The 14116-nt window shown below is 66.5% G+C and carries 14 protein-coding genes; 10 read left to right on the top strand and 4 right to left on the bottom strand.

The genetic code is table 11. The features are described 5' to 3' along the window. Positions 1–171: 171 nt before the first annotated feature. The 8 genes from adk (at position 172) to QO207_RS11170 (ending at position 6602) form a co-directional block, all read left to right on the top strand. Positions 172–819, top strand: coding sequence for an adenylate kinase (adk, locus tag QO207_RS11135; protein WP_301532481.1), 648 nt, complete (start codon positions 172–174; stop codon positions 817–819). 89 nt (positions 820–908) lie between these two features. Then, positions 909–1583: a tRNA (adenosine(37)-N6)-threonylcarbamoyltransferase complex dimerization subunit type 1 TsaB gene (tsaB, locus tag QO207_RS11140; protein WP_301532482.1), complete on the top strand. Its 675-nt coding sequence runs from the start codon at positions 909–911 to the stop codon at positions 1581–1583. Positions 1584–1649: 66 nt separating this feature from the next. Continuing rightward, the gene (locus QO207_RS11145) at positions 1650–1997 is read left to right on the top strand and encodes a hypothetical protein (RefSeq protein WP_301532483.1); all 348 of its coding nucleotides are present in this window, start codon (positions 1650–1652) and stop codon (positions 1995–1997) included. Next, on the top strand, positions 1994–2854 hold the full coding sequence (locus QO207_RS11150) for a DUF72 domain-containing protein (RefSeq protein ID WP_301532621.1): 861 nt from the start codon (positions 1994–1996) through the stop codon (positions 2852–2854). The genes QO207_RS11145 and QO207_RS11150 overlap by 4 nt, the downstream gene beginning before the upstream one ends. A 75-nt stretch (positions 2855–2929) precedes the next feature. Further along, a complete protein-coding gene (locus tag QO207_RS11155; RefSeq protein WP_301532484.1) occupies positions 2930–3757 on the top strand; it encodes an oxaloacetate decarboxylase in 828 nt (275 codons plus the stop codon). A 3-nt stretch (positions 3758–3760) separates the two neighbouring features. Beyond that, the gene (locus QO207_RS11160) at positions 3761–4453 is read left to right on the top strand and encodes an extensin family protein (RefSeq protein WP_301532485.1); all 693 of its coding nucleotides are present in this window, start codon (positions 3761–3763) and stop codon (positions 4451–4453) included. A 55-nt stretch (positions 4454–4508) separates the two neighbouring features. Then, on the top strand, positions 4509–5294 hold the full coding sequence (locus QO207_RS11165) for a class I SAM-dependent methyltransferase (RefSeq protein WP_301532486.1): 786 nt from the start codon (positions 4509–4511) through the stop codon (positions 5292–5294). 27 nt (positions 5295–5321) lie between these two features. Next, positions 5322–6602 carry a cytochrome P450 gene (locus tag QO207_RS11170; RefSeq protein ID WP_301532487.1) on the top strand — a complete coding sequence of 427 codons (1281 nt, stop codon included), beginning with the start codon at positions 5322–5324 and terminating at the stop codon, positions 6600–6602. A 20-nt stretch (positions 6603–6622) separates the two neighbouring features. Here QO207_RS11170 and QO207_RS11175 read toward each other — a convergent pair whose 3' ends face one another. Beyond that, positions 6623–7255: a TetR/AcrR family transcriptional regulator gene (locus QO207_RS11175; protein ID WP_301532488.1), complete on the bottom strand. Its 633-nt coding sequence runs from the start codon at positions 7253–7255 to the stop codon at positions 6623–6625. Positions 7256–7352: 97 nt separating this feature from the next. Between QO207_RS11175 and QO207_RS11180 the strand changes: the two genes are divergently transcribed. Together QO207_RS11180 and QO207_RS11185 are read left to right on the top strand one after the other, a co-directional pair. Beyond that, positions 7353–8456, top strand: coding sequence for an efflux RND transporter periplasmic adaptor subunit (locus QO207_RS11180; RefSeq protein WP_301532489.1), 1104 nt, complete (start codon positions 7353–7355; stop codon positions 8454–8456). 6 nt (positions 8457–8462) lie between these two features. Continuing rightward, positions 8463–11531 (top strand): efflux RND transporter permease subunit, encoded by a 3069-nt coding sequence (locus tag QO207_RS11185; RefSeq protein ID WP_301532490.1) that lies wholly within the window; start codon positions 8463–8465, stop codon positions 11529–11531. A 69-nt stretch (positions 11532–11600) separates the two neighbouring features. Here QO207_RS11185 and QO207_RS11190 read toward each other — a convergent pair whose 3' ends face one another. The 3 genes from QO207_RS11190 to QO207_RS11200 all read right to left on the bottom strand — a co-directional run bounded on the left by QO207_RS11190 (position 11601) and on the right by QO207_RS11200 (position 14040). Beyond that, complete coding sequence (locus QO207_RS11190; protein WP_301532491.1) at positions 11601–12278, bottom strand: DUF4197 domain-containing protein; 678 nt, start codon at positions 12276–12278, stop codon at positions 11601–11603. A 108-nt stretch (positions 12279–12386) separates the two neighbouring features. Beyond that, positions 12387–12785, bottom strand: a complete 399-nt coding sequence (locus tag QO207_RS11195) for a YbaY family lipoprotein (RefSeq protein WP_301532492.1) — start codon at positions 12783–12785, stop codon at positions 12387–12389. A gap of 202 nt (positions 12786–12987) precedes the next feature. After that, entirely contained in the window at positions 12988–14040 is a 1053-nt protein-coding gene (locus QO207_RS11200) for a glycosyltransferase family 4 protein (protein WP_301532493.1), read from the bottom strand. Between the last annotated feature and the right edge of the window lie 76 nt (positions 14041–14116).

Genomic DNA, 14116 nt, shown 5'->3' on the forward strand with positions numbered 1-14116 from the left:
GAATACGCCCGGAATCGGCGCGCACCGTCCCCATGGCTGGCTTGTGTGGTGGGGGGCCGCTGTGTATCGTGAGCAACCTTTCGGCGCGCCTTTGCGCCATTCCAGCACGATGAGATTGGCCCCAAGAGGCGGATCCGTGATTTCGCTTAACAAGTATTTAGGAGCATATCGATGCGTGTGATTCTGCTCGGGGCGCCCGGTGCCGGCAAAGGTACCCAGGCTCGCTTCATCACTGAGAAGTTCGGCATTCCGCAGATTTCCACCGGCGACATGCTGCGTGCAGCGGTCAAGGCTGGCACCGAGCTCGGCCTGCAGGCCAAGAGCGTGATGGACGCCGGCGGTCTGGTTTCCGATGACCTGATCATCAACCTGGTCAAGGAACGTATCGCCCAGCCCGACTGCGCCAAGGGCTTCCTGTTCGACGGCTTCCCGCGCACCATTCCCCAGGCCGAGGCCATGAAGGAAGCGGGCGTCGCCATCGATCACGTGGTCGAGATCGCCGTGGACGACGAGGAAATCGTCGGCCGTATCGCCGGTCGCCGCGTACACCCGGCTTCGGGTCGCGTCTACCACGTCGAGCACAACCCGCCGAAAGTGGCTGGCAAGGACGACGAGACCGGCGAAGAGCTGATCCAGCGCGAAGACGACAAGGAAGCCACCGTGCGTCACCGCCTGTCGGTCTACCACTCGCAGACCAAGCCGCTGGTCGACTTCTACCAGAAGCTGGCCGCCGCCCAGGGTACTCCGAAGTACACCTGCGTCGCCGGTGTCGGCTCGGTCGAGCAGATCACTGCCAAGGTGCTCGGCGCTCTGAGCTGATCCACCTTCGGTACCACCAAAGGCCCGCACACGCGGGCCTTTGGCGTTTATAATGCCCGCCCTTTTTTCCACACCCTATGGATAACACCATGCCCACGCTGCTGGCCCTGGATACCTCGACCGAAGCCTGTTCCGTCGCCCTGCTGCATGACGGCCGCCGGTTCGTGCGCCACGAGGTGATCCCGCGCCTGCACGCCCAGCGCCTGCTGCCCATGGTGCAGGACATCCTCGGCGAGGCCGGCATCGCGCTGTCCGCCGTCGACGCCATTGCCTTCGGCCGCGGCCCCGGTGCCTTCACCGGCGTACGCATCGCTATCGGCGTGGTGCAGGGCCTGGGGTTCGCCCTGCAGAAGCCGGTGCTGCCAATCTCCGACCTGGCGGTACTGGCCCAGCGTGCCCATCGCGAGCACGGCGTCAGCCAGGTGGCTGCGGCCATCGATGCGCGCATGGACGAGGTGTACTGGGGTTGCTACCGCCTAGAGCAGGGCGAGATGCGCCTGGCCGGCGCCGAGGCGGTGCTGCCGCCCGAGCGCGTCGAGCTGCCGCGCGATGCCCAGGGCGAATGGTTCGGTTCCGGCACCGGCTGGGGCTTTGTGGAGCGCCTGGCGGTGAAGGTCGGCGCCCATGACGCCAGCTTGCTGCCGCACTCCGAGGACCTGCTGACCCTGGCCGAATTCGCCTGGGCGCGCGGCGAAATGGTTGACGCAGAGCAGGCCCAGCCGGTCTACCTGCGTGACAACGTGGCGACCCCCAAGAAAGCCTGACCTGTGCCAATTGACCGCAGCCCGGAGCGCTCGCTAGAGTGAGCGCATTCCCACCGAGTTTCTGACATGCGTATCGACGGTTTCACCTCCATTTCCCAGACACCGGAGCGCGGTTCCCGAACGGGCACTGCGGTCACTCCGTATCGGGACGTGCAGCGTGACGTCGAGACCCGCCGCGAGCAGCCGGCGCCGACTTCGGCCTCCCAGGGGCTGGACGCGCAATCGCAGACCCGCCGTGTCGAGTCCTCCAGCGCCAGCAGCTACAGCGTGCCGGCGACCCTGCGCGACAACCTCGACTACCAGCGCCCGCTGACCTCCCGTGCGGCCCAGGCGCTCGCCAGCTACACCAGCACTGCCAGCATGGCCAGCCAGTACGAAGGCCAGGAAGTCGTCGGTCTCGATCTCTACGCCTGATGCCACTGCCGTATTTCCTGGGCTGCCCTTCGTGGAACGAGCCGGCATGGCGCGGCACTTTCTATCCGTCCGACCTGCGCCCCGCTGAAACGCTGTCCTTCTACTCCCAGGTATTCAACGCCGTAGAGGGCAACACCACCTTCTACGCCCGCCCCAGCGCCGACACCCTCGCGCGCTGGGCGCAGACCATGCCGGAAACATTCCGCTTCTGCGCCAAGCTGCCCCGCGACATCAGCCACGAAGGCGACCTGCGCGGCCAGTTGGAAACCACCCGTGACTTCCTCGACCTGCTGGCGCCGCTGGGCCAGCGCATAGCGCCGCTGTGGCTGCAGGTCTCGGCGAGCTTCGGTCCGGATCGCCTGGGCGAACTGGCCGCCTGGCTGGATGAGTTCTCCGCGCGGCGTATTGCCGTGGAAGTTCGCCATCCAGCGTTCTTCGCCAAGGGAGACGAGGAGCGCGCGCTGAACCGCCTACTGCTGGACCGGGGCGTAGAGCGCATCTGCCTCGACTCGCGCGCGCTGTTCGCCGTGCAATCCGACGACCCGGCGGTGCTCCACGCCCAATCGAAGAAGCCCAAGGTGCCAGTGCGCCCGGCGGCCTTCAGCGACAGCCCGCAGGTGCGCTTCATCGGCGGGCCGGACCTGGACGCCAACCTGGTGCATCTCACGCCATGGATCGGCAAGGTCGCCGAGTGGATCGAGCAGGGCCTGACGCCCTACGTGTTCCTCCATACCCCCGACAACCACCGCGCCGCCGAGCAGGCGCAGCGCTTCCACGCATTGCTGTGCGAGCGTCTGCCGGGGTTGCCGCCGTTGTTCGAGCCCAAGCCGGAAGTGGAACAGCTCGGCCTGCTCTGAGCCGCCAACTGTGCATGGCGCCCGGCTGGCGAGGGGGCTAACCTGCTGCTTCCCTCGTTTGGCCAGGAGCCCGTCATGACCGATCAACAGCAACGTGGTGAAGCCTTCCGTGCGCTGCACCAGCGCGACGGCCTGTTCGTCCTGCCCAACCCCTGGGACGCCGGCTCGGCGAAGATGCTCGCCCACCAGGGCTTCGAGGCCCTGGCCACCACCAGCGCCGGCCTGGCTTTTGCCCTCGGCCGGCGCGACGCCGAAGGGACGGTGAGCCGCGACGAGGCCCTGGCCAATGCCCGCGCGATAGTCGAGGCGACGCCGCTGCCGGTGGCCGCCGATCTGGAAAACGGCTACGGCGACAGCGCGGAAGACTGCGCCGAGACCATTCGCCTGGCTGCCGCCTGCGGGCTGGTCGGGGGTTCCATCGAGGACGCCACCGGTCGTCCGGACGCGCCCATCTACCCGCTGGAACTGGCGGTCGAGCGCGTCACCGCCGCCGTGCAGGCGGCTCGCGCGCTGCCGTTCACCTTCACCCTGGCGGCGCGGGCGGAGAACTTCCTGCATGGTCGCGTCGACCTCGACGACACCATCCGTCGCCTGGTGGCCTTCGCCGAAGCCGGCGCCGATGTGCTCTACGCGCCGGGCCTGAAAACCCGTGAGGAGATCGCTGCGGTGGTCAGCGCCGTGGCGCCGCGCCCGGTCAACGTGCTGGTGGGCTCGCCGGCGCTGCAGTTGAGCCTGGATGAGCTGGCCGAACTGGGCGTGAAGCGCGTCAGCGTTGGCTCCTGCCTGGCGCGGGCAGCCTACGGCGCCTTCTTCAGCGCTTCCGAGGCGCTGGCCAGGGGCGACCTGACACCGATGCACGGCGCCATGCCGTTCGACCGGATCAATGGGTTGTTCCGGGGCTGAGCCTTGCGCTGGGGGCTGCTCGGATTCGTCGTCGTATGCGCCGGTCTGGCGCTGGCGGTGCAGCAGCGCTGGACCGAGCTACCCAGCCGCTGGAACCCCTGGGCGCCGCTGGACGTGCACGACGAGCCGAACCTCCTGACCCGCTACAAGCTCTGGCGCCTGCGCGATGATGCCGAGCTGTGCCGACTGGCGCTGCAAAGCGCTGACCTCAAGGTGCAGCCCATGGCTGACAGCGAGCCCGTCGCTGGCTGCCCGCTGCACAACGTCTGGCGGGTGCAGTCGGCCGAGGTGAAGCTGAGCAGCAGCTTCCTCGCCAGTTGCCCGCTGGCGGTGAGCTTTGCGCTGTTCGAGCGCCACTCACTGCAACCGGCCGCACGGGAAATCTACGGCCAGCCGGTGGCGGCGGTTGAGCACCTGGGCAGCTTCGCCTGCCGCAATATCTACGGTCGCGCCGACGCCCGGCGCAGCCAGCATGCCAGCGCCAACGCGCTGGACATCGCCGCCTTCCGCCTGGCCGATGGGCGGCGCATCGTGGTGGCGAAGGACTGGGACGGGGAGGGCGATGCCGCGCGCTTCCTGCGTGATGTGCGCGACCGCGCATGCAGCAACTTCGACGGCGTGCTCGGGCCGGACTACAACCGCGCGCACCACGATCATTTCCATCTCGACCTGGGCGGCTGGCAGGTCTGCCGTTGAGCCTGCCAGCTGCGCGCTGCGGTAGAATTACGGTTTTTCCCAGGATCGCCCCGTCATGACCGAAGTCCTCACCCCGCCGCGCATCGTCGTCCAGGCGCTAGCGCCTGCCTGGCAGGCCGCCGCCGAGCAGTGGGCGCAGCGGCTCGGGCTGCCGCTGGGCGATGGCGAGGCGGACTTTGCCCTGCAACTGGGTGACGAAGGTCTGCAACTGCTGCAACTGGGGCCGGACTCCCCCGGCCCGGTACGGGTGGACTTCCTCGAAGGTTCCGCCGCGCACCGCCGCCAGTTCGGCGGCGGCGCCGGGCAGATGATCGCCAAGGCCGTCGGCATCCAGCAGGGCGTGCGCCCCCATGTGCTGGACGCTACCGCCGGGCTGGGCAAGGACGCCTTCGTGCTGGCGACCCTGGGCTGCCAGATGGACCTGACCGAGCGCCAGCCGATCATCGCCGCGCTGCTGGAAGACGGCCTGGCCCGTGCCGCAGGGGATTTCGAGGTGGGCGCCATCGTTGCGCGCATGCGCCTGCTGCAGGGCAACGCCATCGAGCGCATGGCCGCCTGGGAAGGCGAGGCCCCGCAGGTGATCTACCTCGACCCGATGTTCCCGCACCGCGACAAGAGCGCCCTGGTGAAGAAGGAAATGCGCCTGTTCCGTCCGCTGGTGGGCGATGATCTCGACGCCCCGGCGCTGCTCGAAGCCGCGCTGAAGCTGGCCAGCCACCGCGTTGTCGTCAAGCGCCCGCGCAAGGCGCCGATCATCGAAGGCGCCAAGCCGAGCTACAGCCTGGAAGGCAAGTCCAGCCGCTATGACATCTATCCGAAGAAGGCCCTGAACAAGGGCTGACACTTCGCACCGCAGGGAGGCGGAAGCATGCTCAAGGCCAATCCGAATTGCCCGATCCGCCGGCGCCTGGCGCATCTGCCCTGGGTCGGCGACGACCGCGCCGGCGCCCGCCATTGGCTGGAAATTCAGCGCGACCCGCTGGCCTGGCTGCAGAAGATGCAGGCACAGCAGCCGGACGTCGCGGTCATGCGCATGGGGCCGCAGCGAGTCTGGTGCCTGTTCCATCCCCAGGCCGTCCACGAGCTGATGGTCGAGCGGCGTGCTGACCTGCGCCGCTGGCAGCCTGCGCTGTGCATGCTCAAGCAGTGGAACGGGCGCAGTTTCATGATGCGCGAAGGCGAACCGGCCCAGGTGCAGCGCAAGGCGGTGCGCCCGCATCTGGCGGCGCCAGCGGCCAGTCACGTGCGCCACCTGGCCGCACACTGGGCGGAGCAGATCGAGGAAGGCCGCGAATACGATCTCGACCTGGAAATGGCGGCCTTCAGCGCCACCCTCAGCGGCCATGCCCTGTTCGATGTCGACCTACAGCCGGTGGCCTACCGGATTGCCAAGGCAGTGCGCCTGTTGTCGCGGGTGGCGCTGCTGGAAATGTCCACCGGCCTGCCGCTGGGGCACTGGTTCCCGAGCAAGCTGTGCCCGCGCAAACGCTGGGCGCTGGGGCAGTTGCGCGCTGTGGTCGACGAGGTGGCGGAGCGTTCGCCGCGCCCATTGGCCGAGCTGCGTGATGAGCTGTGCACCTTGCTGATGGCTTCGCACCAGTCCACCGGCGTCACCCTGACCTGGTGCCTGCTGCTGTTGGCGCAGCGGCCTGAGTTGCTCGAACGGCTGCGGGTCGAGTTGGCGGCCGTCGATTGGTCAGCGATCCGTTCGGTCGGCGATCTGCGCGACTGCCCACTGTTGCGCGCGGTGCTGCAGGAATGCCTGCGCCTCTACCCGCCGGCCTACGGCCTGGCGCCGCGGCAGGCAACGGCGGATATCGAAGTCTTCGGCCATGCGCTCAAGCGGGGCGACGTGGTGATGGTTTCCAGCTGGATCACCCACCGCGATCCGCGCTGGTTCGAGGCGCCGCTGGAGTTCCGCCCGGAGCGTTTCCAGGGGCCGACAACGTGGCCGCGCGGTGCGTATTTCCCGTTCGGGCTGGGTGACCGTTCCTGCCCGGGCACGGCGATGGCGATGATCGATCTCGCCGCCGCGCTGGCCTACTGGGTAGAGCACTGGGACATCGTCCACGATGGCGAGCTGGCGCCGCGCGGCTGGTTCTCCCTGCGCCCGCAACGGGCGCGGGTGCGCTTCGTTCGCCGCGCCTGAGGCGTTCAGACGGCTCGGGTTTACGGAGCGAAGGCGCGCAGGAACAACGCCACCACTTCCTCGACATGGGCCTCGGATTCCGCTTCGGTGGGCGGCGTCTCGCAGCCGATCAGCAGGCGGAAGTGCACGCAGCCCTGGACCAGCATCAGGAAGTGCTCGGCCGCCCGGCGCGGGCAGTCCATCTTCATCTTGCCCTGCTGGCGGGCCTGCTCCAGCAGGCGCTCCATCTGGTCCAGCACGCGCTGCGGGCCGGCTTCGAAGAACAGCTGCGAGAGGTGCGGGTTGCCCGCGCCCTGGGCCACCATCAGCCGGCTCAGGGCAATCGCCTCGGGGCTGTTGATCAGCTGGTTGAAGCCACGGCCGAGGTTCACCAGCAGGCTTTCCAGCGAGGCGTCGGCCGGCGGCTCGGCGAACAGCTCGGGCATGCGCTCGGCGCACTTGGCCTGTACCGCCTCGACGAACAGCGTCTCCTTGTCCGTGAAGTGGCTGTAGACCGTGAGCTTGGACACCCCGGCCTCGGCGGCGATGGCCTCCATGCTGCTGCCGTCGTAGCCGTAGCGGACGAACAGCTCCTTGGCGGCTTCGAGGATGGCCTTGCGCTTGGCCGGGTCCTTGGGACGACCGGGGCCGTTGGATGAGTTCGATGGTGACATGTCTTTACATTTCTAATACTGGACTGATGGGTTCTGTATTTTTACTATACCGGGGAGTATAAGAATTCCAACCGCGTTTTGCGAAAGGTCACACATCATGTTCCGCCATGCTCTGTCTGTCGCGCTGCCTGCTGCCTTCATTCTCGGCCTTTCCGCCTGCGGTAACGGCGAGCCTCCCAAGCCCGCCGTTCGTCCGGCCATCGTCGTCCAGCCGCTGCCGGCGCGCGATGTGACCGAGGCCTATCCAGGCGAAGTCCATGCCCGTCACGAGCCCGAGCTGGCTTTCCGCATCGGCGGCAAGGTCAGCAAGCGCCTGGTGGAAACCGGCGAACGGGTGAAGAAGGACCAGCCCCTGGCGGAACTCGATCCTGAAGACGTCCGCCTGCAGCTCGAAGCCACGCGCGCCCAGGTGGCGGCGGCCGAAGCCAACCTGCAGACCGTGCGTTCCGAATACTCCCGCTACAAGACCCTGCTGGAACGCCAGCTGGTCAGCCAGTCGCAGTTCGACAACATCGAGAACACCTACCGCGCCGGCGAGGCGCGGGTGAAGCAGATTCGCGCCGAGTACGATGTCGCCCGCAACCAGGCCGACTACGCCGTGCTGCGCTCACCTCAGGATGGCGTGATCGCTACCCGGCGGGTGGAAGTGGGGCAGGTGGTTGCCGCCGGGCAGACCGTCTTCACCCTGGCTGCCGATGGCGACCGCGAAGTGCTGATCAGCTTCCCCGAGCACGCCTTCGAGCGTTTTCGCGTCGGCGAGGCGGTGAGCGTCGAGCTGTGGTCGCAGCGCGACAAGCGCTTCAGCGGCAAGATCCGCGAGCTGTCGCCGGCGGCCGATCCGCAGTCGCGCACCTTCGCCGCGCGGGTGGCTTTCGATGACGCCAAGGTGCCGGCCGAGCTGGGCCAGAGTGCCCGTGTGTATATCCACGCCGAGGGCGCCGTGCCGCTGGCGGTGCCCCTCGCCGCGCTGACCTCGGAGGCCGGCCAGCCGTTCGTCTGGGTGGTCGATCCGAAGACCTCCACCCTGCATCGCCGCTCGGTGCGCATCGGCCCCTTCGCCGAGGATCGCGTGCCGGTGCTCGAAGGCCTGAAGGATGGTGACTGGCTGGTGGCAGCGGGTGTCCAGGTGCTGCGTGAGGGTCAGGAGGTACGGCCTGTCGACCGGGAGAACCGGTCGATCAAGCTGGTGGCGAAGGAGTAACGCCCGATGCAATTCAACCTTTCCGCCTGGGCGCTGCAGAACCGTTCCATCGTCCTCTATCTGATGCTCCTGCTGGGCATCGTCGGCACCTTGTCCTACACCAAGCTGGGACAGAGCGAAGACCCGCCGTTCACCTTCAAGGCCATGGTGGTGAAGACCAACTGGCCGGGCGCGACCGCCGAGGAAGTCTCGCGCCAGGTCACCGAGCGCATCGAGAAGAAGCTGATGGAGACCGGCGACTTCGACCGCATCATCTCCTTCTCCCGCCCCGGCGAATCCCAGGTGACTTTCGTCGCCCGCGAGGACTTCCACTCCCGCGACATTCCCGAGCTGTGGTACCAGATCCGCAAGAAGGTCAACGACATCCGCTACACCCTGCCGCAGGGCATCCAGGGGCCGTTCTTCAACGACGAATTCGGCACCACCTTCGGCAACATCTACGCGCTATCGGGTAAGGGCTTCGACTACGCGGTGCTCAAGGACTACGCCGACCGCCTGCAGCTGCAACTGCAGCGGATCAAGGACGTCGGCAAGGTCGAGCTGGTCGGCCTGCAGGACGAAAAGATCTGGATCGACCTGTCCAACACCAAGCTGGCCACCCTCGGCCTGCCGCTCGCCGCGGTGCAGAAGGCGCTGGAAGACCAGAACGCGGTGACCGCCACCGGCTTCTTCGAGACCGCCACCGACCGCGTGCAGCTGCGCGTGTCCGGCCGCTTCGATTCGGTGGAGGACATTCGTTCCTTCCCGATCCGCGTCGGTGACCGCACCTTCCGCATCGGCGACGTGGCCGAGGTACACCGTGGCTTCAACGATCCGCCCGCGCCGCGCATGCGCTTCATGGGCGAGGACGCCATCGGCATCGCCGTGGCCATGAAGGACGGCGGCGACATCCTGGTGCTGGGCAAGAAGCTCGACTCCGAGTTCGAACGCCTGCAGCAAACGCTGCCGGCGGGCATGGAGCTGCGCAAGGTCTCCGACCAGCCGGCGGCGGTCCGCGAAGGCGTCGGCGAGTTCGTCCGCGTGCTGGCCGAAGCGCTGATCATCGTGCTGCTGGTGAGCTTCTTCTCTCTCGGCCTGCGTACCGGCCTGGTGGTGGCGCTATCGATCCCGCTGGTGCTGGCGATGACCTTCGCCTGCATGTACTACTTCGGCATCGGCCTGCACAAGATTTCCCTCGGCGCGCTGGTGCTGGCGCTGGGCTTGCTGGTGGACGACGCGATCATCGCCGTGGAGATGATGGCGGTGAAGATGGAACAGGGTTACGACCGGCTCAAGGCAGCGAGCTTCGCCTGGACCAGCACGGCCTTCCCGATGCTCACCGGCACCCTGGTCACGGCCGCCGGCTTCCTGCCCATCGCCACCGCGCAGTCGGGCACCGGCGAATACACCCGCTCGCTGTTCCAGGTGGTGACCATCGCCCTGCTGGTGTCGTGGATCGCCGCCGTGGTCTTCGTCCCCTACCTGGGCGCCAAGCTGCTGCCCGACCTCGCCAAGCGCCATGCGGAAAAGCACGGCGGCAGCGACAAGGGCCACGACCCGTATTCCACCGCCTTCTACCAGCGCTTCCGCCGCGTGGTGGAGTGGTGCGTGCGCTACCGCAAGACGGTGATCCTGCTGACCGTGGCAGCTTTCATCGGCTCGATCATGCTGTTCCGCCTGGTGCCGCAGCAGTTCTTCCCGCCGTCGGCGCGCCTGGAACTGCTGGTGGACCTGAAGCTGGCCGAGGGCGACTCGCTCACCGCCACCACCGAACAGGTCAACCGCCTGGAGAAGATGCTCGCCGAGCATCCGGGCATCGAGAACTACGTGGCCTACGTCGGCACCGGTTCGCCGCGCTTCTATCTGCCGCTGGACCAGCAACTGCCGGCGGCGAGCTTCGCCCAGTTCGTGGTCCTGGCGAAGAGCCTGGAGTCCCGCGAAGAGATTCGGCAGTGGCTGATCAAGCACATGAACGAAGACTTCCCGACCCTGCGCACTCGCATCAGCCGCCTGGAGAACGGCCCGCCGGTGGGCTACCCAGTGCAGTTCCGCGTCTCCGGCGAGCACATCCCGGAAGTCCGCGAACTGGCGCGCAAGGTCGCCGACAAGATGCGCGAGAACCCCCACGTGGTGAACGTGCACCTGGACTGGGAAGAGCCGAGCAAGGCGATCTTCCTCGACATCGACCAGGAACGTGCCCGTGCCCTGGGCGTGAGCACGGCGGATATCTCGCAGTTCCTGCAGAGCTCGCTGACCGGCTCCACCGTCAGCTACTACCGCGAGGACAACGAGCTGATCGAAATCCTCCTGCGTGGCGACGAGCGTGGCCGGCATGACCTGTCGCAGCTGCCCAGCCTGTCGATGCAGACCAGTAGCGGCCGCAGCGTCGCACTGTCGCAGGTGGCGACCCTGGAATACGGCTTCGAGGAAGGCATCATCTGGCGGCGTAACCGTCTGCCCACCGTCACCGTGCGCGCCGACATCTACGACGACTCGCTGCCGGCGACCCTGGTGAAACAGATCTCGCCGACCCTCGACCCGATCCGCGCCGAGCTGCCCGATGGCTACCTGCTGCAGGTCGGCGGCACCGTGGAAGATTCGGCCAAGGGCCAGGACTCGGTGAACGCCGGCGTGCCGCTGTTCATCGTGGTCGTGCTCAGCCTGCTGATGATCCAGCTGCGCAGCTTCTCGCGGATGATCATGGTGTTCCTCACCGCGCCCCTGGGCCTGATCGGCGTGACCCTGTTCCTGCTGGTGTTCCAGAAGCCCTTCGGCTTCGTCGCCATGCTCGGCACCATCGCATTGGCCGGGATGATCATGCGCAACTCGGTGATCCTCGTGGACCAGATCGAACAGGACCGCGCCCATGGGATGGATACCTGGCACGCCATCATCGAGGCTACCGTGCGGCGCTTCCGGCCCATCGTGCTGACTGCCCTGGCCGCCGTGCTGGCGATGATCCCGCTGTCGCGCAGCGTGTTCTTCGGCCCGATGGCCGTGGCGATCATGGGCGGCCTGATCGTCGCCACCGCGCTGACCCTGCTGTTCCTGCCGGCGCTCTATGCGGCCTGGTTCCGGGTGAAGAAAGAGGTTTGATCACTCAGACCCTGTCATATGAAAAAGCCCGGCGATTGCCGGGCTTTTTCCTTTTCGTCTGGATGAGGTTCAGAGCACTCCGAACACCTTCTTCGCCAGACCGGTAGCGGCCGCGGTGGGATTCTCGCGGATGGTCTTCTCCTGCTCGGCGATGATCTTGAACAGGCCGTCCAGCGCTTCCTCGGTTACGTAGTTCTCGATGTTCGCATTCTTCGCATCGACCACGCCGAAGGCGGCAGCCTGGCTGGCGAAGGCGTTGTACTGCTTGGCCACGCCGACCTGGTCGGTGGCTTGCTTGATGATCGGCAAGAACTTGGCGCGCAGCTGCTCGCGGCTGCTGCGGTTCAGGTAGTCGGTGGCGGAGTGGTCGCCGCCCTGGAGGATGCCCTTGGCGTCGGTCACGGTCATCTTCTTCACGGCGTCCACCAGCAGCGCCTGGGCCTGCGGCATGGCGGCCTCGGCGGCCTTGTTCATGCTGGCTTCGAGCTGGTCTACCTGGGCGCCCATGCCAAATTGCTTCATGGTCTTGGCGGCCTTGCCGAGCTTGCCGGGCAGCTCGATGCGCACGTCCGGATCATTGCTGAAACCGCCGGGCTGGCTGAGCTGCTTGACCGCAACCTTCGCCCCCTGGGTCAGCGCGTCCTTCAGGCCGCCGGAGGCATCGCTCTGGCTGAGGTCGGAGAGGGATAGCGCAAAGGCATTGACGGACAGCAGGGCGCCGGCCAGCAGAACGGGGAATCGCAGCATCAAGACTTCCTTGGACGAGAGCCAGCGCTTAAAGAGCGCTGACCTGGAAAGTGGAGGAGGGAGATTAACGGAGGATGGCCGCCGGGGAAAACCCGGCGGCGCGGTGAATCAGCGCACAGGATCGACGCGCACACGCAGTGGCTGCGGATCGCTGCCGTCGAGCTTCACGCTGTGACGCTCGGTGGTGATGAACAGCAGGCGGCCGCCATCTTCGATGCGCGCACTGATGGCGTAGCTGTGCCCCGGCTTGACCGCCGCGCGATCGTAGTTGAGTTGGAAGGCCAGCGGCACCTGACGCCCAGACTCCAGCTGCTGTTTCGCCAGCTCGGTGGCCGGGGCATCGGCGAGCGACACATCCTGCAGGCTGACGGTGACCTGAGCCGTCGGCGGCAGCGCAATGCGCTGCAGGTAGAAGACTTCACCATCCAGCGACGCCTTATCGCCGGAAGCAGTGGTGCCACACGCGGCCAGCAGGCCGGTCATCAGCAGCAGGGGAAGGTTTTTCATCGCGGGGCTCTCCTTGGACTAAGGCGCGTCAGACCATTGTGGATGACTTTGGTTTCGGCGCCATGATCCAGGCGAGAGCGGGAGCTACTTCAGCATGTTTCCGAAGAGGTTCTGGAACATCTGCGTGTCGCGACCCTCGGTGAGGTCTTAGAGCGAGTAGGCATGGTCGAGCTGCTCATCAGTTCGTCGAAGGGGATCGACGTCAGCCCGCGGCGAACTGATTGATGGAGTGTTGCGGGGTGAAGCGAGAGTAGAGGTGTTCCAGCGATGACTGCAACTGTTCGCGGGAGTGCAGGTGCTGAATGTTTTGGCTATTGCGCGCCAATTCGGCCAGAGCGCTCGGGTCGCCTTTGACGAAGGCGATGACATGCCGTTGTGCCTCCGTCAGGTCTTGGGCGGTGGACAAGCCTTCGGCGACGAAGGGGCCAATGCGCCGGAGTGCGATAGGGAGGTCGAGCTTTGCCGCTTCCAGTACCGAGATGGGGAAGCCATCCCAGGCAGCGGTGTGGAAGTACAGGTCGAGCCCTTTCATGTGGGCGATCACCTCGCCGCGTGTGCGCCAGCCGGTCACTTCGATGCCAGCCTGGACCATCTCCGCCATGACCTGGGCTTCCCCGCCGCCGATCCACTTGRAGTGCGCCACGTCCTGGCACATCTCGGCCAGGGCGCGGAAATAGTCATGGCCTTTCTGCCGGCTGATGCGCCCGACCATGCCGACTACCGGTTTGCTGGTGAGGCTGTGGATGGCCTGTACCGCCGGCAGTTCATCGCAGACGTTGACCAGGCCGAGGGTTTGCTCGGGGGCGATCAGCTCACCTGCGATGCGCTGTTCGTCCTTGCCGCAGCCGGCGATCACCGCGGTGCGTTTGGCCAGGGCGTTCTCGATCAGCCGGTAGGCCTTGAGCATCAGCGGATGATCGCCGCGCAGGAAGGCGAAGCCGTGGGGTGTGTAGATGACCTTGTGCGCGGGGATGAAGGGCAGGGCGCGGATCAGTGCGCCGGCATAGGTGCTGTGCAGGTGGATGACGTCCGGCTGTACGCGGTCGATGTAGGGCTTCACTCGCGCCAGGCTGGAGAGTCGGCGGGGCACCAGCTCCATGTGCTTGAACAGGCCCTGTTGCTCTTCTCCGGTGGTGTCGCCCTTGCGCACCGAGGCGAGCAGATAGTGCTCGTGCTGCTGCGAGTTGAGGATGTAGGAGTTGATGGCCGAGGTGACGCCGCCGCCGAAGGACTCGGTGATGTGCAGGATTTTCATAAAGCGTTGAGGCCCCTGGAGGATTACGTGTCGTTCCTGACGTGTCGTAAGTAAGGCGACCAAACAGCTGAATATG

This window comes from Pseudomonas sp. CAN1, assembly GCF_030462585.1.
Taxonomy (GTDB): domain Bacteria; phylum Pseudomonadota; class Gammaproteobacteria; order Pseudomonadales; family Pseudomonadaceae; genus Pseudomonas.

Excerpts from the sequence above, each read along its gene's own strand:
- QO207_RS11185 (WP_301532490.1), top strand. The coding sequence starts at position 8,463 with ATGCAATTCAACCTTTCCGCCTGGGCGCTGCAGAACCGTTCCATCGTC.
- adk (WP_301532481.1), top strand. The coding sequence starts at position 172 with ATGCGTGTGATTCTGCTCGGGGCGCCCGGTGCCGGCAAAGGTACCCAG.
- QO207_RS11180 (WP_301532489.1), top strand. The coding sequence starts at position 7,353 with ATGTTCCGCCATGCTCTGTCTGTCGCGCTGCCTGCTGCCTTCATTCTC.
- QO207_RS11195 (WP_301532492.1), bottom strand. The coding sequence starts at position 12,785 with ATGAAAAACCTTCCCCTGCTGCTGATGACCGGCCTGCTGGCCGCGTGT.
- QO207_RS11175 (WP_301532488.1), bottom strand. The coding sequence starts at position 7,255 with ATGTCACCATCGAACTCATCCAACGGCCCCGGTCGTCCCAAGGACCCG.
- QO207_RS11170 (WP_301532487.1), top strand. The coding sequence starts at position 5,322 with ATGCTCAAGGCCAATCCGAATTGCCCGATCCGCCGGCGCCTGGCGCAT.
- tsaB (WP_301532482.1), top strand. The coding sequence starts at position 909 with ATGCCCACGCTGCTGGCCCTGGATACCTCGACCGAAGCCTGTTCCGTC.
- QO207_RS11155 (WP_301532484.1), top strand. The coding sequence starts at position 2,930 with ATGACCGATCAACAGCAACGTGGTGAAGCCTTCCGTGCGCTGCACCAG.
- QO207_RS11190 (WP_301532491.1), bottom strand. The coding sequence starts at position 12,278 with ATGCTGCGATTCCCCGTTCTGCTGGCCGGCGCCCTGCTGTCCGTCAAT.
- QO207_RS11145 (WP_301532483.1), top strand. The coding sequence starts at position 1,650 with ATGCGTATCGACGGTTTCACCTCCATTTCCCAGACACCGGAGCGCGGT.
- QO207_RS11165 (WP_301532486.1), top strand. The coding sequence starts at position 4,509 with ATGACCGAAGTCCTCACCCCGCCGCGCATCGTCGTCCAGGCGCTAGCG.